The sequence below is a fragment of the Nonomuraea sp. JJY05 genome (assembly GCF_043496855.1).
In the GTDB taxonomy this organism is placed as follows: Bacteria; Actinomycetota; Actinomycetes; order Streptosporangiales; family Streptosporangiaceae; genus Nonomuraea.
In genome coordinates, this window is record NZ_JBIEIS010000024.1 from 83,511 (window position 1) to 100,406 (window position 16,896).

Here is a 16,896-nt window from a genome sequence, read left to right on the forward strand (position 1 = left end):
GGACACCAGAGGGATGGCAAGCGTGTCCAATACTGATATGGGCTCTTTGAAGATATAAATCTGGATATAGTGGCTGGTCGTGGACCTCGTCCGGCACCTTCGCTACTTCACCGTCGTCGCGGAGGAACTCCACTTCGGCAACGCCGCGATCCGGCTCGGCATGGCCCAGCCGCCGCTCAGCCAGCGCATCAAGCGCCTGGAGGAGGAGCTCGGCGTGCGGCTGTTCGACCGCTCGGCCCGCCAGGTGCGGCTCACCGAGGCGGGCCGGCTGCTCCTGGGCGAGGCCCGCGAGATCGTGGCCCGGGTGGACCGGCTGCACGAGCTGGCCAGACAGGGCGAGGGCACGGTGCTCAAGGTCGGCCTCCCGCCCGACCTGGCCGCCGCCGCCATCGCCGCCCTGGTCGCGGGCTTCCGCGAGACCAATCCCACGGTACGCCTCGCGCCCGCCGAGATCTGGACCGCCGACCAGGTGACGGCGCTGGCCGAGGGGACGATCGACGTCGGCCTCGTGCGCCATCCGGTCGCCGCGCCCGGCCTGCGGTTCGGCCGGGTGCTCGCGCAGCCGCAGGGCGTCCTGCTGGCCGAGGGCGACCCGCTCACCGGCGTGGGCGAGGTGCACCTGGCCGACCTGGCGGGCCGGGAGCTGCTGATGCCGCCCCAGGAGGGCGAGCCCGGGCTGTACGCGGAGATGCTGTCGGAGTGCCGCCGCCACGGCTACGTCCCCGTACAGGTGCACGAGGGCGCCGGGCTCGGGCTGGTGCTGGCGGGCGCGGCGGTGGCGTTCGGGCCGAAGGTGGAGCTCCCGGGGCTGGTCTGGCGGCCGCTGCTAGGCTCGCCGATCACGTGCCGGGTCTCCACCGCCTGGCGCCAGGCGGTGGCCGCCCCGATCGACGAACTGGTCGACGACTTCTCGGCCGTCGCCGTACGCACGCTGAAGGAGAGCGCCGGGATGACGGACGAGGGCGCGGTGTCCGTGCGGCGGGTCAGCCGCAGGCCGGGGATGCTGGCATGAGCGGACCGGACTTCGAGGCGCTGTTCCGCACGGCGGGGGTGCGGGGCTGGCTGTACGCGGCCGACATCGACTCGGGGCGCGAGATGGGGCACTGGCCCGACGAGCCGGTGCCGACGGCGTCGATGTTCAAGGTGCCGGTGCTGGTGGCGCTCTGCCGGCAGGCCGACGCGCAGCTCCTGGACCTCTCCGAACGCGTGACCGTGACGGCCCGGGACAGGGTCTCGGGGTCGACCGGGCTCGCGGCGATGCTCGACGACGTGACGATCTCGCTGCGCGACCTGGCGTACCTGATGATCGCGGTGAGCGACAACACCTCGGCCGACGTGCTGCTGGGCCGGGTCGGGTTCGAGGCGGTCAACACCATGCTGGCCGGGTTCGGGCTCGACGGGACGCGGGTGACGCAGAGCGCCCGGGAGCTCCTCGGCAGCATGGCCGTCGACGCCGGGCACGCGTGGCCGTTCGTCGATCCGGAGGACATCGCGCGGCTGAGCGCGCTCGACCCCGCGCGGACGAACCGGTCCACCCCGCGCGAGCTGGCGGCGCTGTTCGGGATGATCTGGCGGGACGAGGCGGCCTCGAAGGAGTCGTGCGCCTGGATGCGCGGCGTGCTCAACATGCAGGTGTGGCCGCACCGGCTGGCCTCCGGCTTCCCGTACGACGACGTCGCGGTCAGCGGCAAGACCGGCACGCTGCCCACGCTGCGCAGCGAGTCGGGGGTCGTCGAGTACCCCGACGGCCGGCGCTACGCCGTGACCGTGTGCACCCGTTCGTTCAGCACCGCGCTCAACCAGCCGCGCGCCGACGCGGTGATCGGCACGGCGGCGCGTATGGCGGTGGACCACCTACGGAGATAGCAAGTTATGTGGAAGTCCGGGTATGACTTTCCCCCGGACGGGCGACAGGATGGGGCACATGGTTGCTGAGGGCGCGCTTCTCTGGGAGCCGAGCGAAGAGGTCGTCGCGAAGGCCGGGCTGACCCGCTACCTGGAGTGGCTGGGACGGCCGGGACCCTATGAGGACGTGTGGCGGTGGTCCGTCGAGCACCCGGGCGAGTTCTGGACGTCGATCTGGGACTACTTCGGCGTGGTCGGCGACCGGGGGGACGGGCCGGTGCTCTCCGGGACGATGCCGGACGTCACGTGGTTCGAGGGCAGCACGCTCAACTACGCCGAGAACGCGCTGCGCCGCACCGAGGGCACCGGCGTGGTGTTCGTGTCCGAGGACGGGGCCCGGCAGGAGCTGACCCGGGAGGAGCTGCGCGAGGAGGTCGCCCGCGTCCGTGCGGGGCTGGTCCGCCTCGGCGTGCGGCGCGGCGACCGGGTGGCCGCCTACCTGCCGAGCATCCCGCAGGCCCTGATCGCCTTCCTGGCGACCGCCTCCCTGGGCGCGATCTGGTCGGCCGGCTCGCCCGACTTCGGGGTGCCGAGCATCGTCGACCGGTTCAAGCAGATCGAGCCCAAGGTGCTCATCGCGGTCGACGGCTACCACTACAACGGCAAGACCTACGACCGCTCCGACGCCGTCAACGAGATCGCCGCCCAGCTGCCCACGCTGCGCGCGACCGTGTGGATCCCCTACCTGGCGGCGCTCGACGAGGGCAGCGCGCCCCAGCAGGCCGGGCCCGCCGAGGCGCACACCCGCGAGCTGCCGCACGGCGAGGTGATCGGCTGGGAGGGGCTGCGGGCCGAGGAGGGGCCGCTGGAGTTCGAGCGGGTGCCGTTCGGCCACCCGCTGTGGATCCTCTACTCCAGCGGCACGACCGGGCTGCCCAAGCCGATCGTGCACGGTCACGGCGGCGTGGTGCTGGAGCACCTCAAGTCCCTCGCCTTCCAGCAGGACGTCGGCGAAGGCGATGTGTTCTTCTGGTACACCACCACGGGCTGGATGATGTGGAACTACCTCATCGGCGCCCTGCTGGTCGGGGCCACGCCGGTGCTGTACGACGGCGCGGCCACCTATCCGTCGCCCGCCGCGCTGTGGCGGATCGCCGACTCCGAGGACGTGACTTACTTCGGGGTGGGAGCGCCGTACATCATGGCTTCGCTGAAGGCCGGGATCCATCCCGAGGGGCTGGAGCGGCTGCGCGGCATCGGCTCGACCGGGTCGCCGTTGCCGCCGGAGGGGTTCGCGTGGGTGGCCGCGGAGCTGCCCGGGGTCCCGCTGGGGTCGTTCTCCGGGGGCACGGACGTGTGCACGGGGTTCGTCGGGGCGACCATGCTCCACCCGATCAGGGCGGGGATCATCCCGTGCCGGGCGCTGGGGGCGAAGGTCGAGTCGTACGACTCCGCGGGCAAGCCGGTCGTCGGCGAGGTGGGCGAGCTGGTGCTGACCGCGCCGATGCCGTCGATGCCGGTGATGTTCTGGAACGACCCCGACGGCCGGCGCTACTTCGAGAGCTACTTCGACGTCTACCCCGGGGTGTGGCGGCACGGCGACTGGATCAAGATCAACGAGGACGGCAGCTGCGTGATCTACGGCCGGTCCGACTCGACCCTCAACCGGGGCGGCGTCCGGATGGGCACCAGCGAGTTCTACCGGGTCGTCGAGCGGTTCGACGAGATCGCCGACAGCCTCGTGATCGACACCGGGCAGCTCGGGCAGGAGGGGCGGCTGCTGCTGTACGTGACGCTCGCCGAGGGCGCGACCCTGAGCGAGTCGCTCCAGCGGACCCTCTGCGACGCCCTGCGCAAGGAGCTGTCACCCCGTCACGTGCCCAACGAGATCCACGCCGTCCCCGGCATCCCGCGTACGCTCTCCGGCAAGAAGCTGGAGGTGCCCGTACGCAAGATCCTGCTGGGCACGCCCGTCGAGCAGGCGGCCAATCCCGACGCCATGGCCAACCCCGAGGTGCTGCGCCACTTCAGGCCGGCAGCAGAATGATCTTGCCGCGCGTCCGGCCCTGCCCGGCAGCGCGGTGGACCTCCTCCAGCTCGGTCAGGGGGCGATACCCGGCCGCCTCGACCGTGAGCTCGCCCCGGTCGATGAGCGCGGCCAGCTCGGCCAGCTGAGCCGGGTCGTTGCGGGCCACGAAGTGGGTGCCGCCCTCGATCGGGGTGGCGATCGTGACCGTTCGCCGCCCGAGCCCGGCCAGGGCGGCGGCGTCCTCCTCGGGGAGCGCGGCCAGGTTCAGCACCACGTCCATGCCGCCGGGGAGCGGGGCGGTGGTGTAGTCGATCACCTCGTCGGCGCCGTACCGCTCGACCGCGGCCGCGCTGCGCGGGCTCGCCGTGGCGAACACGGTGGCGCCCGCGAGCTTGGCGAGCTGGACGGCGAACATGCCGACCCCGCCGCCCGCCCCGTTGATCAGCACCCGCTCGCCGCGGGTGATCCGGGCGTGCTCGTGGATCGCCTGCCAGGCCGTGAGCCCGGCCACCGGGACGGCGGCCGCGTGGGCGAGCGGGACGCTCCGCGGCGCTCTGGCCAGGATGCTCGCGGGCACGGCCGCGTATTCGGCGGCGGCGCCGTCCACCAGGCCGAACACGCGGTCGCCCGGGGCCAGGTCCGTCACGCCCGCGCCGAGCGCGACGACCGTGCCCGAGACGTCCGCGCCGAGCGTGTACGGCAGGCTCACCGGGAGCACCTCCCGCAGCAGGCCCATGCGCAGGCCGATCTCCGACGGGTTGAAGGAGGTGGCGGCCACTTCGAGCAGGACCTGTCCCGGGCCCGGGCGCGGCGTGGGGATCCGGTCGAAGCGGATCTCGCCCCCGTATTCGTGGATGCGGGCGGCAGTCATGCTCTCGGGCGGTTCGCCGGGGAGGCGGAACTCCTCGGCGTGGTCGGCCGCCCAGGCGCTGAACGTGCGGGGTGCGGCCTTCGTGACCTCCTCGACCGTCGGCGTGGCGGGGGCCGGGTGGCGGACGAGGTCCGCCTGGGCCTGGAGCACGCCGTCCACAGCTTGTGGAGGCCAGCCCATGGCCAGGAGCTCCGTGCGGGTCCGGTCGGGCGGAACCTCCTCCCAGCTCGCCGGAAATTTCGTGACCTGGGAGAGAATGCGGACCTGATCGGCCTGGGTGATCGACTCCGGGCCGGTCAGGTCATGGACGGCGCCGTGGTGCCCCTCCTCCAGCAGCGCCCGTGCGGCCACCGCCGCGAGGTCGCGCTCGTCCAGCACGGGCATGGCGGCCTGGCCGTAGGAGCCGCGCACCACACCCGCCCGCACCCGCGCCGCCCAGCGCAGCGCGTTGGCCGCGAAGGCGTGCGGACGCAGGATCGTCCACTCCAGCCCCGACTTCTCGATCAGCCGCTCGACCTCGCGTTCGTGGTCGCGTACCGCGGCGGAGGAGAGGTAGACCACCCGCCGCGCCCGGCGCGCGATCGCGTCGATCACCGCCCCCGCCCCTTCCGCCGTGGCGAACGGCCATACCAGGAACACCGACTCCACCCCGTCGAGCGGCAGCGAACCGGGGTCCGCCAGGTCGCCCTGGGCCCTGCCGAAGGGCCTGACCTCGGCCCCCGCCTCCGTCAACTCAGCCGCCACCAGCCTGCCGACCGTGCCGGTCGCGCCCGTCACCAACACTGTTCTCATGCAGGCCACCGTAGAGGTCAGTGGCGAGACAACCAATGCGTCATCGACCCGGATTTCATACGCGATCGTCCTGCCGTAAGCTTCCGCCGTGGACGTGCTCAGCGACGTGATCGCCCTCATGCGCACCGGCAGCCCCCGATCGGCCCGCGTCGAATGGCGCGCGCCCTGGGGCCAGCGGTTCCCGTCCGTGCCCGGCTCCGCCGGATTCCAGGTGGTCCTGCGGGGGTCGGGCTGGTTGATCCAGCCGGACGGCGACCCGATCGCGCTGTCGGTGGGTGACGTGGTCTTCTTCCCCCACGGCCACGGCTACGCCATGGCGGACTCGCCGTCCACCCCGCTGGCCGAGCCCGACTGCGACCCGCTGGACGACGGTCTCGGCCTGTTCGCCTCCGCCACCGTCGACGGGCTCGGCGACGGGCCCGCGTCGACCGTGCTGCTGTGCGGCGGTTATCGACTCGATCCGGGCCGGGCCCACCCGATCCTGCGCGAACTGCCCGACCTGATCCACCTCCCGGCCGGCCTCGGCCTCCACACCGAGCTGCGCGCCGCCGTCGAAGCCCTGGGCGCGGAGATCCAGCGCCCGCGGCTGGGCGCCGACACGGTGGTGTCGTCCCTCCTGGACCTGCTGCTGCTCTACATCCTGCGGGCCTGGTTCGAGGGGGAGCACGGCCACTGCTCGGTCGGCGGGTGGGCGCAGGCGCTGGCGGATCCCGGCATCAGCGCCGCGCTGGACGCCGTCCACCGGGATCCCGCCCACCCGTGGACGGTCCAGGAGCTGGGCGCGCGGGCGGGGCTGTCGAGGTCGGCCTTCTCGCGCCGCTTCAGCGAGCTGATCGGCCGGCCGCCGCTGGCCTACCTCACCTGGTGGCGGCTGGCCACGGCGGCCCATCTCATGCGTGCGTCCGACGCCCCCCTGAGCCAGGTCGCCGCGAAGGTCGGCTACACCTCGGAGTTCGCCTTCGCCAACGCCTTCAAGCGGGAGTACGGCGTGGCGCCCGGCCGATATCGCCGCGAGGTCTGCCCGGCCGGATTTCTTGCCCCCGCGCAAATAGGTTAAAACGTAACAATTTCCGCACGACTTCGGGTGCTTGGGAATCTTGTATTGGCCAGGCATTGACGCTTCGCCACTCGCTGATTTACCGTCCTCCCACCGCTTAAAACGATTTTGCCGGGAGTGCGGCAATGAATGAAACTCCCGTTCTATCCCTTTCGCAGGTCAGCAAGGCGTTCGGTGCGGTGCGCGCCGTACGCGAGGTCTCTCTTGAGCTCTTCCCCGGCGAGGTCCACGCGCTGGCGGGGGAGAACGGCGCGGGCAAGTCGACGATCGTGAAGATCCTTTCCGGCGTGCACCGGCCGGACTCGGGCCGGATCCTGCTGGACGGCGAGCCGGTCGAGTTCGGCGGGCCCGCGGACGCGCAGCGGGCCGGGGTGGCGGTCATCTACCAGGAGCCGACCCTCTTCCCCGACCTGTCGGTCATGGAGAACATCTTCATGGGCCGCCAGCCCCGAGGCCGCCTCGGCATCGACCGGCGGGCCATGCGCGCCGGCGCCGCCGAGCTGTTCGGGCGGCTCGGCGTGCACCTCGACCCCGACCAGCCGGCCCGCGGCCTGTCGATCGCCGACCAGCAGCTCGTGGAGATCGCCAAGGCGCTGTCGCGGCAGGCGCGGGTGCTCGTCATGGACGAGCCCACCGCCGCCCTGTCGGGCACGGAGGTCGCCCGGCTGTTCGGCGTGGCCAAGGCACTGCGCTCGCAGGGCTGCGCGCTGCTGTTCATCTCGCACCGGCTGGAGGAGATCTTCGAGCTGTGCCAGCGGGTCACCACCCTGCGCGACGGGGCGTACGTGGCCGAGGACCTGATCGCCGGCATCACCCCCGACGACCTGGTACGCCGCATGGTCGGCAGGGAGCTGGAGGCCCTGTTCCCCAAGCAGGAGACGGAGGCCGGCGAGGTCGCGCTCAAGGTGCGCCGGCTCACCCGCGAGGGCGTCTTCACCGACGTGTCCTTCGAGGTGCGGCGGGGCGAGATCGTCGCGCTGGCCGGGCTCGTCGGGGCCGGGCGCAGCGAGGTGGCCAGGGCCGTGTTCGGCATCGACCGCTGGGACGCGGGGAGCGTCGAGGTGGCCGGCAGGCGGCTGCGGCCCGCCAGCCCCACGGCGGCCATGGCGGCGGGGCTGGCCCTCGTGCCCGAGGACCGCCGGCAGCAGGGGCTCGTCATGGACCTGTCCATCGAGCGCAACATCGGGCTCGCCGGCCTGGCCGACGTGCGCCGGGGGCCGCTGGTCTCCCGGGCGGCCGAGCGGGAGCGGGCCCGGGACTGGGCGGTGCGGCTGCGGCTGAAGTTCGCGCGGCTGACGGACGCCGTGAACGTGCTGTCCGGCGGCAACCAGCAGAAGGTCGTGCTGGCCAAGTGGCTGGCGCGCAGGCCGTCGGTGCTCATCGTGGACGAGCCGACCCGCGGGATCGACGTGGCCACCAAGGCCGAGGTGCACCGGCTGCTGTCGGAGCTGGCCGGGAGCGGGGTGGCGGTGCTGATGATCTCGTCCGAGCTGCCCGAGGTGCTGGGGATGGCCGACAGGGTGCTGGTCATGCACGAGGGGCGGCTGGCCGCGGAGATCCCGCGCGCGGACGCCACCGAGGAGAGCGTGATGGCCGCCGCCACCGGAAGGAGCCCCGCGTGACCGCCACCGCCACCAGGACCGAGGCAGGGCGCCGCAACGGCGGGCGGCGGCTCGTGGATCGGGTCGCGCGGGTGCGCGAGCTGGGCATCGTGGTCGCGCTGGGCCTGCTCTTCGGCGTCACCGGCGCCGTCAACCCGTCCTTCCTCACCTACGCCAGCCTGCGCGACATCCTGCTGAACTCCGCCATCGTCGCCATGCTCGCCGTCGGCCAGACGCTCGTGGTCGTCACCAGGAACGTGGACCTGTCCGTCAGCTCCGTGGTGGGGCTGACGGCGTTCGGGGGCGCGCTGGTCCTGGCCGACCACCCGGGCGTGCCGGTCCCGGTCGTGATCGCGGGGTGCGTGGTGCTCGGCGCCCTGTGCGGGGCGGTCAACGGGCTGCTCGTCGGGGCGGCCAAGGTGCCCGCGCTGGTGGCCACCCTCGGCACCCTGTACGCCTTCCGCGGCATCGACTTCGCCTGGGCCGGCGGACGCCAGGTGAACGCGGCCGACATGCCCGAAGGCTTCCTGTCCCTGGGGACGCGCTCGGTGCTCGGCGTGCCGCTGCTCGCGCTGGTCGCCCTGGTCGTGCTGCTGGTGGTCGGGTGGATGCTGGGCAACCTGCGCGCCGGCCGCGAGCTGTACGCCATCGGCTCCAACCCCGAGGCGGCGGTGCTGGCCGGGATCCGGGTGCGGCGCAGGATCGTCGCGGCGTTCGTGGCCAACGGGGCGCTGGCGGGGCTGGCCGGGGTCATGTGGGCGGCCCGGTTCGGCACCGTGGACGCCACCGTGGCGACCGGCAAGGAGCTCGACGTGGTCGCGGCCGTCGTGGTGGGCGGGGTGGCCATCTTCGGCGGCAGCGGCACGGTGTACGGGGCGGCGCTCGGGGCGCTGCTGCTGACCGGCATCACGAGCGCGCTGGCCGTGCTCCGGGTGGACGCGCTCGCCCAGACCGCCATCAACGGCGCCCTGCTGCTGGCCGCCATCGTCCTCGACCGCGTGCTCGCGCTCCGCGTCGCCGCGGCCCTGCGCCGCCGCAGATTCCACGATCCCTCCGGCCCTGCGGACCCCGCCGCCCCAGCAGGCCGCGTAGACCCCGCCGCCCGTGCCGACCCCGCAGACCCCGCATTCCGTGCCGACCCCGCCTCCGGGAGGACCGCCGATGGCCGCTGATCTCGCTCGGATGGCGCGCCGGTGGGAGGGGCTCATCCTCGTGCTGCTCGTCGGCGTGTGCCTGTGGGCCTCGCTCGGCGTGGACGGCTTCGCGAACGGGTCCAACGTCTCCTTCCTGCTCCTCGACACCACCGAGATCGCCCTCATGGCCCTGACCATGACGCTGGTCATCGTGGCGGCCGAGATCGACCTGTCGGTGGCCTCCACGCTGGGCCTGTCGTGCGCGGTGCTCGGCTGGTTGTGGAACGCGGGCCTGCCGATCGAGGCGATCATGCCCATCTGCCTGCTGGTGGGCGGCCTGTGCGGCGCGTTCAACGGGCTGCTCGTCACCCGGCTCGGCCTGCCCTCGCTGGCGGTCACCATCGGGACGTTCGCGCTGTTCCGCGGCCTGGCGTACGTCATGCTGGGCGACCAGGCGGTGGCCGACCTGCCGCCCGCGTACACGAGCCTGGCCACCGCGTCCATCGGCCCGATCCCGCTGGCGTCCGTGCTGGTCGCGGTGCTGGCGGTGGTGGCGGCCACGCTGCTGCACGCGACCGGGCTGGGCCGCTCGATCGTCGCGCTCGGCTCGAACGTGGAGGCCGCCTACTTCGCGGGTGTCCGGGTCAAGCGGATCAAGTTCTGGCTGTTCGTGGCCTCCGGGGTGATGGCGTCGCTGGCCTCCCTCGTCTACACGTTCCGCTACGCCAGCGCCAGGGCGGACAACGGCGTCGGGCTCGAACTCGCCGTGGTGGCCGCCGTGCTGCTCGGCGGCGTGTCGATCTTCGGCGGGCGCGGCACCCTGCCCGGGGTCCTCATGGCTGTGTTGCTGCTCGGCGTGGTGCGCAACGCGCTCATCCTCGCCGACGTGGCCAACGAGGTCCTGAACTTCGTGACGGGCCTGCTGCTCGTCGCATCCGTGCTGGCGCCGAACTTGGGGGCGGTATGGCGGCGGCGCACATCACCACAAGTGGAAGGGAAGTCCGTTTCATGACAACGCGCACCCCTTGGCGGTCAACGGCGTTCCTTGCCGGAATCGTCCTGCTGACGGCCGCCTGCGGCGGCACCACCAAGAGCGACGTGGCACAGCAGTCCTCCGCCTCCGCCACGGCCGCCGCCTCGTCGGCCCCGGCCGCCGATCCGAACGCCCCGCTCAAGCAGGGACTGAAGATCGCGTTCCTGCCCAAGCAGGTCAACAACCCGTACTTCACGATCGCCGACGGCGGCGGGATCGAGGCCGCCAAGGAGTTCGGCGGCGAGGGCAAGGAGGTCGGGCCGTCCGACGCCAGCGCCTCCTCGCAGGTCTCCTACATCAACACGCTGATGCAGCAGAAGCAGGACGCCATCGTCATCTCCGCGAACGACCCCAACGCCGTCGTGCCCGCGCTCAAGCAGGCCATGGCCGCCGGGGTCAAGGTCGTCAGCTACGACTCCGACACCGCCCCCGAGGGCCGCAACGTGTTCGTCAACCAGGCCAGCCCGGAAGACCTGGGCCGGACCGAGGTGCAGCTGCTGGCCGAGCAGATCGGGCACAAGGGCAAGATCGCCGTGCTCTCCGCCACCCCCAACGCGACGAACCAGAACACCTGGATCGACTTCATGAAGGACGAGCTCAAGAAGCCCGAGTACAAGGACATGGAGCTGGTCAAGGTCGCCTACGGCAACGACGACGACGACAAGTCGTTCGCCGAGACGCAGGGCCTGCTGCGCTCCTATCCGGACCTGGCGGGCATCATCTCGCCCACGACCGTGGGGATCGCCGCGGCGGCCCGCTACCTGTCGGACTCGCCGTCCAAGGGCAAGGTCAAGCTGACCGGGCTCGGCACCCCCAACCAGCTCAGGAAGTTCGTCAAGGACGGCACCATCGAGGCGTTCGAGCTGTGGAACCCGGCCGACCTGGGCTACCTGGCCTCGTACGCGGCGGCGGCGCTGGCGTCCGGGCAGATCACCGGGGCCGAAGGAGAGAAGTTCAAGGCGGGCAAGCTCGGCGAGTACACGATCGGGGCCAAGGGCGAGGTGCTGCTGGGCAAGCCGACCGTGTTCAACAAGGACAACATCGACAAGTTCGACTTCTGACGCTCACGCCCGGCCGCGCGGCACGACCAGGCCCGTCTCGTACGCCATGACGACGGCCTGGGTCCTGTCGCGCAGGCCGAGCTTGTTCAGCACCCGGCTCACGTGGGTCTTGACCGTCTCTTCGGTGACCACCAGCCTGGCCGCGATCTCGGGGTTGGACAGGCCCTCGGCGACCAGGCGCAGGACCTGCGTCTCGCGCGGGGTCAGCGCCGACAGCGCCGGCGCCTCCGGTCTCGGGCCGCCCATGCGGGCGAACTCGCTGATGAGGCGGCGGGTGACGGCCGGGGCCAGCAGCGCCTCGCCGGCGGCGATCACGCGTACGGCGTCGAAGAGGCGCTCGGCGGTGACGTCCTTGAGCAGGAAGCCGCTGGCTCCGGCGCGCAGGGCGTCGTAGACGTACTCGTCCAGGTCGAACGTGGTCAGGATGAGCACCCTCGGCCCGCCGCTGAGGCGCCTGGTGGCCTCGATGCCGTCCATGACGGGCATGCGCACGTCCATGAGCACCACGTCGGGGGACAGCTCGCGGCAGACCCGCACCGCCTCGGCGCCGTCGGCGGCGGTGCCCGCGACCTCGAAGTCCGGCTGGGTGTCGAGCAGCTCGGCGAACCCCGTCCGCACCACCAGATGGTCGTCGGCGATCACGATCCTGAGCCTGGCGGGCTCGCCGCTCATCCTCCGCCCTCCTCGTCCCGCCCGGGCAGGCGGGCCTCCACGAGGAACCCGCCGCCCTGGGCGGGGCCCGTGCGCAGCTCGCCGCCGACGGCCGCGGCCCGCTCGCGCATCCCGGACAGGCCGTGCCCACCACCGGGCCCGCCCGCTTCTGCGTACAACGGCCCCGGGCCGTTGTCGCGGACGAGCAGGCGCAGGTCGGGGCCGGTGTAGTCGAGCTCCACGTCCACGGCGGCCCCGGGCGCGTGGCGGCGCGCGTTGGTGAGCGCCTCCTGGATGATCCGGTACGCGGCCAGCTCCACGCCGGGATCGAGCTCCACCGGCGAGCCCCGCAGGACGAGCCGGGTGGTCGTGCCCGACGCCTCGCGCGACTCGTCGAGCAGCTCGTTGAGCTCGTGCAGGCGCAGCCCGGGCTGGGGACGCCAGATCGACTCGGCCTCGGCGTCCTCGCGCAGCACGCCGAGCAGCCGCCGCATCTCCGTCAGCGCCGCCCTGGCGGTGTCGCCGATGGCCAGCAGCCGCTCCGCACCCGCCTCCGGCATGCCCGGGACGGCCAGCCGGGCGGTCTCCGCCTGGACGGCGACCATGGAGATGTGGTGGGCGACCACGTCGTGCAGCTCGCGGGCGATGCGGGCGCGCTCGCCGCGGGCGGTGTGCTCGACCAGGCTGTCGGCCATGACCTGCCGGGCGGCGGTGTCGGCACGGGCCCTGCGGCGGGCCCGTACGGCGATCCCGGCCAGCGCCACCGCCGGGGCCAGGCAGGCGAGCAGTAGCGCGAGCGCCCGCACGCGCTCGCCCGGCCCGATCGCCACCGCCAGCACCGGGTACGGCACCGCGACCAGCACGGCCGCCACCGTCGCGCCGTGCCGGCCGGCGCGGTAGCCGGCGATCAGCTGCGCCACCGCGCCGGCCACGGTCAGCGTGTGGAAGGCCAGGACCGACAGCGCGCCCGCCCCGGTCGCCAGGAGCGCCGCCGCGGACGGCTGGGACCACAGCAGGGGGAGCGGCAGCGTGGTGGCCAGCGCGAGCAGGGGGAACACCATGAGGAGCAGCGGGGCCGTGTCGTCAGCGGCCGGCGGCAGCGCGCCGGGGCTCACGGGCCGGCTGCCCACCGGCACGCTCATGGTCTCCGAGAGCGGGGACGCGCTCCCGGCCTGCATGATCGACTCGGCCACGGCGAGCACCGCCAGAGCCACCCCGAGCACGACCGGCAGGTGCCGGGCCAGGGCGGGACCGTACGGCACGGCCGCCCCGAACCGGCGCACCCACGCGACCGGCGCCCCGGCGACGCGGCTCCAACTCCGGCCCTGCACTCGTTCCACCAGGTCATTGTCCCGGGCGCGGGCAATTGTGGCATCCCTCGTAAGAGGGACGAGGCGTAGCTGGCGCCAGCGACGCCGCAGATCGCTCCGCCGCGTGACGACCCAGGCGGGGGCGCTGCCTAGTCTGCGTGCCGTGGAAGCAACCATCGAAGTCAGCGGCCTGCGCAAGCGGTTCGGCCAGACCCGGGCACTGGACGGGATGACGTTCACCGTGCTGCCCGGCCAGGTCACCGGGTTCGTCGGGCCGAACGGCGCGGGCAAGTCCACCACCATGCGGGTGGTGCTCGGCCTGGACGCGGCCGACGAGGGCCACGCCCTGGTCGGCGGGCGCCCGTACGCGAGCCTGCGCAGCCCGCTGAGCCACGTCGGCGCGTTGCTGGACGCGGCCGCGCTGCAGCCGGGCCGCACCGCGCGCAACCACCTCCTGTGGCTGGCCCATTCCCAGGGCCTGGGCGCCGGGCGGGTGGACGAGGTGATCGAGCAGGTCGGCCTGACCCCCGCGGCCCGGCGCCGGGCGGGCGGCTACTCGCTGGGCATGCGCCAGCGCCTCGGCATCGCCGCGGCGCTGCTCGGCGACCCGCCGGTGCTCATGCTGGACGAACCGTTCAACGGCCTCGACCCCGAGGGCATCGTGTGGATCCGCGGCTTCCTGCGGTCGCTGGCCGCGGAGGGGCGTGCCGTGCTGGTGTCCAGTCACCTGATGAGCGAGCTCCAGGACACCGCCGGCCATCTCGTGGTGGTGGGCAGGGGCCGGGTCGTCGCGGACACCAGCGTGGCCGACCTGATCGCGACCGCCTCACAGGACCGGGTCACGCTGCGCACGCAGGCGCGTCCGGAGGCGATGGAGGTGCTGGCCGCGGCCGGGGGCACCGTGACCGTCACCGACCGCGACACGCTGGTGGTCTCCGGGCTGGCGGCCGAGCACATCGTGCGGCTGCTCGCCTCGCGGGCGGTGCCGTTCTCCGAGGTGGCGGCCCACCGGGCGTCGCTGGAGGAGGCGTACCTGGACCTCACCAGAGACGCGGTCGAGTTCAAGGGGGCGGCGCGATGACCACCGTGACCCCCTACCGCTCGGGCCTGCGGGCCGGGCACGACGGCTTCGCGCAGCTGCTGCGGGCCGAATGGACCAAGCTCCGCACGGTGCGCGGCTGGATGGCGGGCCTGACGCTGACGACCCTGCTCATCGTCCTGCTCGGGGCGCTCTTCGCGACCGGCAGCCGCTCCTCCTGCATGAACGGGCCGATCGAGGTGCCCTGCCCGCCGCCGCCGACCGGGCCCGGCGGCGAGGCCGTGGAGGACCGGTTCTACTTCGTGCACCAGCAGCTCGACGGCGACGGCAGCATCACCGTACGCGTGAACTCCATGACCGGGCAGCTCCGCAAGCCCGACGTGACGCCCGGCGTCCGCAACGTCGTCCCCGGCGTCACGCCGTGGGCCAAGGCCGGGGTCATGATCAAGCAGAGCGTCCGCCAGGGAGCCTCGTACGCGGCGATGATGGTCACCGGGAGCCACGGGGTGCGGATGCAGCACGACTTCACCGAGGACGTGGCGGGGCGGCCCGGCGGGGCCCCGCGCTGGGTGCGGCTGACCCGTACCGGCGAGACGGTCGTCGGCGAGGAGTCGGCCGACGGCTCGCGGTGGACCAGGGTGGGCACCGCCCGGATGGCCACCGGGAGGGTCCGCATCGGGCTGTTCGCGGCCTCTCCCGGCGACCTGACCGTGACCTCCAACGCGATCGGCGGGGCCGCGACGGCCTCCCGCTTCGCCGAGGTCACCGCCGACATGGACCAGGTCAGCGTGCGGGGAGTGGCGGCCGGGGGCACGTGGACCCGCGACGACATCGGCGTCTCGCTCGAGGCCGACGGCACCCCGCACCATCCGGGCGGGCTCGTGCGGTCCGGTGACACGTTCCGGATCACGGGAGTCGGCGACATCGCGCCGACCATGGAGGGCATGCCCGCCGAACGCGTCCTGACCGGGGTGCTGGCGGCGCTGGTCGTGGTCATCGTGGTCGCGGTGGCGTTCGTCACCGCCGAGTACCGGCGCGGGCTCATCCGCACCACCCTGCTGGCCAGCCCGCGGCGCGGCCGGGCGCTGGCGGCCAAGGCCGTCGTGATCTCCGTGGCCGCCTTCGCCTTCGGGCTGGTCGCGGCCGCCGTCACGGTGCCGGTCGGACGGGCTCTCCTGGCGGGCAACGGCAACGTCCTGGCGCCCTTGACGCCGCTCACCGGGCTGCGGTTGATCATCGGGACCGCCGCGCTGCTCGCCGTGGCGGCGGTCTTCGCGCTCGCCCTCGGGTCGCTGTTCCGGCGCAGCGCCGTGGCCGTCATCGCGGCCATCGTGGCGATCGTCGTCCCGTACCTGCTGGCGGCCACGTCCCTGCTGCCCGACGAGGCGGCGCGGTGGCTGCTGCGGATCACTCCGGCCGCGGGCTTCGCGATCCAGCAGAGCACGGTCACGTACGAGCAGGTGACCGCCCGCTTCGCCCCGGCGGAGGGCTTCTTCCCGCTGCCGCCCTGGGTGGGCTTCGCGGTCCTGTGCGGCTACGCCGCCCTCGCCCTGGCCCTGGCCGCCCACCGGCTGCGCCGGAGGGACGTATGAGACGCGAGGTGCACGCCGAGTGGACCAAGCTGCGGACGGTGGCCGGGCCCGGGTGGCTGCTGGCCGGGGCCGTCGTGCTGACCGTGGCCCTGAGCGCCCTCGCGGCGGCCGTCGTGCCCTGCGCGGCGGCGGGCTGCGGGCAGGACGCCGCCAGGATAAGCCTCGTCGGGGTCCAGCTGGGCCAGGCGATGGTGGCCCTGCTGGCCGTGGTGGCGGTCTGCGGTGAGTACAGCACCGGCATGATCCGCACCAGCCTCGCCGCGATGCCGCGCCGGGCCACCGCCCTGGCCGCCAAGGCGGTGGTGGTCGGCGGGCTCACGCTGGGCGCGGGGACCCTCGCCGTGCTCGGGTCCGTGCTGGCGGGGCGGCTCCTGCTGCCGGGCAGCGGCTTCACGGCCGCGCACGGCTATCCGCCGCTGTCCCTGGCCGACGGGCCGATCCTGCGCGCCGCCGTGGGCTCGGTCCTGTACCTGGTGCTGATCTCATTGCTCAGCCTGGGCCTGGCCACCGCCGTACGCGACTCGGCCGCGGCCGCCGGGGTCGTGATCGGGCTCCTGTACGTGTTCCCGGTCGCGATCCTCATGGTGTCGGACCCCGAGCTGCAGCGGCTGCTGTGGACGTTGTCCCCGACGAACGCCGGGCTGGCCGTCCAGACGACCGTGGATCTCGCGTCCCTCCCCATCGGTCCGTGGGCGGGCCTCGGCGTCCTGGCCACGTGGTCCGCCGCCTCCCTCGTGGGCGGCGGTCTGCTCCTCCGGTATCGCGACGCGTGACTGGACGGCGAATAGAGGGGAAATGCCGGTATTTACCGGGATTGATATTCCGGCGGACTTTGCTTGACAAAACCTCCCGTTGGATGTGAATTATCGGCGATCTGGGTAC

The 16,896-nt window shown here is 73.1% G+C and carries 14 protein-coding genes; 11 read left to right on the forward strand and 3 right to left on the reverse strand.

Annotated features, from left to right (window positions below; translation table 11 throughout):
* The first annotated feature begins 79 nt into the window (after positions 1-79).
* From ACFKCF_RS33830 to ACFKCF_RS33840, 3 genes are read left to right on the forward strand one after another with little or no spacing between them, the layout of a single operon-like run.
* Positions 80-1,012, forward strand: coding sequence for a LysR family transcriptional regulator (locus ACFKCF_RS33830; RefSeq protein ID WP_394499343.1), 933 nt, complete (start codon positions 80-82; stop codon positions 1,010-1,012).
* A complete protein-coding gene (locus tag ACFKCF_RS33835; RefSeq protein ID WP_394499344.1) occupies positions 1,009-1,866 on the forward strand; it encodes a serine hydrolase in 858 nt (285 codons plus the stop codon). Before ACFKCF_RS33830 ends, ACFKCF_RS33835 begins: the two co-directional genes overlap by 4 nt.
* A gap of 58 nt (positions 1,867-1,924) precedes the next feature.
* Positions 1,925-3,892, forward strand: coding sequence for an acetoacetate--CoA ligase (locus tag ACFKCF_RS33840; protein WP_394499345.1), 1,968 nt, complete (start codon positions 1,925-1,927; stop codon positions 3,890-3,892).
* Here the strand turns inward: ACFKCF_RS33840 and ACFKCF_RS33845 are convergent.
* Positions 3,873-5,537: an alcohol dehydrogenase catalytic domain-containing protein gene (locus ACFKCF_RS33845; protein WP_394499346.1), complete on the reverse strand. Its 1,665-nt coding sequence runs from the start codon at positions 5,535-5,537 to the stop codon at positions 3,873-3,875. The two genes, ACFKCF_RS33840 and ACFKCF_RS33845, sit on opposite strands and share 20 nt — an antisense overlap.
* An 88-nt stretch (positions 5,538-5,625) precedes the next feature.
* Between ACFKCF_RS33845 and ACFKCF_RS33850 the strand changes: the two genes are divergently transcribed.
* From ACFKCF_RS33850 to rhaS, 5 genes are all read left to right on the forward strand, one after another.
* On the forward strand, positions 5,626-6,594 hold the full coding sequence (locus tag ACFKCF_RS33850; RefSeq protein ID WP_394499347.1) for an AraC family transcriptional regulator: 969 nt from the start codon (positions 5,626-5,628) through the stop codon (positions 6,592-6,594).
* Positions 6,595-6,719: 125 nt separating this feature from the next.
* On the forward strand, positions 6,720-8,216 hold the full coding sequence (locus tag ACFKCF_RS33855; protein ID WP_394499348.1) for a sugar ABC transporter ATP-binding protein: 1,497 nt from the start codon (positions 6,720-6,722) through the stop codon (positions 8,214-8,216).
* Entirely contained in the window at positions 8,213-9,367 is a 1,155-nt protein-coding gene (locus ACFKCF_RS33860; RefSeq protein WP_394499349.1) for an ABC transporter permease, read from the forward strand. Before ACFKCF_RS33855 ends, ACFKCF_RS33860 begins: the two co-directional genes overlap by 4 nt.
* Positions 9,357-10,340, forward strand: a complete 984-nt coding sequence (locus ACFKCF_RS33865; protein WP_394499350.1) for an ABC transporter permease — start codon at positions 9,357-9,359, stop codon at positions 10,338-10,340. Before ACFKCF_RS33860 ends, ACFKCF_RS33865 begins: the two co-directional genes overlap by 11 nt.
* Positions 10,337-11,422 carry a rhamnose ABC transporter substrate-binding protein gene (gene rhaS, locus ACFKCF_RS33870; RefSeq protein WP_394499351.1) on the forward strand — a complete coding sequence of 362 codons (1,086 nt, stop codon included), beginning with the start codon at positions 10,337-10,339 and terminating at the stop codon, positions 11,420-11,422. The genes ACFKCF_RS33865 and rhaS overlap by 4 nt, the downstream gene beginning before the upstream one ends.
* Before the next feature lie 3 nt (positions 11,423-11,425).
* Here rhaS and ACFKCF_RS33875 read toward each other — a convergent pair whose 3' ends face one another.
* Entirely contained in the window at positions 11,426-12,094 is a 669-nt protein-coding gene (locus tag ACFKCF_RS33875; protein WP_394499352.1) for a response regulator, read from the reverse strand.
* Positions 12,091-13,413 carry a sensor histidine kinase gene (locus ACFKCF_RS33880; protein ID WP_394499353.1) on the reverse strand — a complete coding sequence of 441 codons (1,323 nt, stop codon included), beginning with the start codon at positions 13,411-13,413 and terminating at the stop codon, positions 12,091-12,093. The genes ACFKCF_RS33875 and ACFKCF_RS33880 overlap by 4 nt, the downstream gene beginning before the upstream one ends.
* A 133-nt stretch (positions 13,414-13,546) precedes the next feature.
* On the opposite strand from ACFKCF_RS33880, the gene ACFKCF_RS33885 reads away from it, so the two are divergent.
* From ACFKCF_RS33885 to ACFKCF_RS33895, 3 genes are read left to right on the forward strand one after another with little or no spacing between them, the layout of a single operon-like run.
* A complete protein-coding gene (locus tag ACFKCF_RS33885; RefSeq protein WP_394499354.1) occupies positions 13,547-14,464 on the forward strand; it encodes an ATP-binding cassette domain-containing protein in 918 nt (305 codons plus the stop codon).
* The gene (locus tag ACFKCF_RS33890) at positions 14,461-16,014 is read left to right on the forward strand and encodes an ABC transporter permease subunit (protein ID WP_394499355.1); all 1,554 of its coding nucleotides are present in this window, start codon (positions 14,461-14,463) and stop codon (positions 16,012-16,014) included. Before ACFKCF_RS33885 ends, ACFKCF_RS33890 begins: the two co-directional genes overlap by 4 nt.
* The gene (locus tag ACFKCF_RS33895; protein WP_394499356.1) at positions 16,011-16,787 is read left to right on the forward strand and encodes an ABC transporter permease; all 777 of its coding nucleotides are present in this window, start codon (positions 16,011-16,013) and stop codon (positions 16,785-16,787) included. The genes ACFKCF_RS33890 and ACFKCF_RS33895 overlap by 4 nt, the downstream gene beginning before the upstream one ends.
* Positions 16,788-16,896 lie beyond the last annotated feature (109 nt).

Bases quoted from the DNA above. Each gene is read 5' to 3' on its own strand.
- ACFKCF_RS33835 (WP_394499344.1), top strand. From the start codon at position 1,009: ATGAGCGGACCGGACTTCGAGGCGCTGTTCCGCACGGCGGGGGTGCGG.
- ACFKCF_RS33855 (WP_394499348.1), top strand. From the start codon at position 6,720: ATGAATGAAACTCCCGTTCTATCCCTTTCGCAGGTCAGCAAGGCGTTC.
- ACFKCF_RS33845 (WP_394499346.1), bottom strand. From the start codon at position 5,537: ATGAGAACAGTGTTGGTGACGGGCGCGACCGGCACGGTCGGCAGGCTG.
- ACFKCF_RS33890 (WP_394499355.1), top strand. From the start codon at position 14,461: ATGACCACCGTGACCCCCTACCGCTCGGGCCTGCGGGCCGGGCACGAC.
- ACFKCF_RS33875 (WP_394499352.1), bottom strand. From the start codon at position 12,094: ATGAGCGGCGAGCCCGCCAGGCTCAGGATCGTGATCGCCGACGACCAT.
- rhaS (WP_394499351.1), top strand. From the start codon at position 10,337: ATGACAACGCGCACCCCTTGGCGGTCAACGGCGTTCCTTGCCGGAATC.
- ACFKCF_RS33895 (WP_394499356.1), top strand. From the start codon at position 16,011: ATGAGACGCGAGGTGCACGCCGAGTGGACCAAGCTGCGGACGGTGGCC.
- ACFKCF_RS33840 (WP_394499345.1), top strand. From the start codon at position 1,925: ATGGTTGCTGAGGGCGCGCTTCTCTGGGAGCCGAGCGAAGAGGTCGTC.
- ACFKCF_RS33865 (WP_394499350.1), top strand. From the start codon at position 9,357: ATGGCCGCTGATCTCGCTCGGATGGCGCGCCGGTGGGAGGGGCTCATC.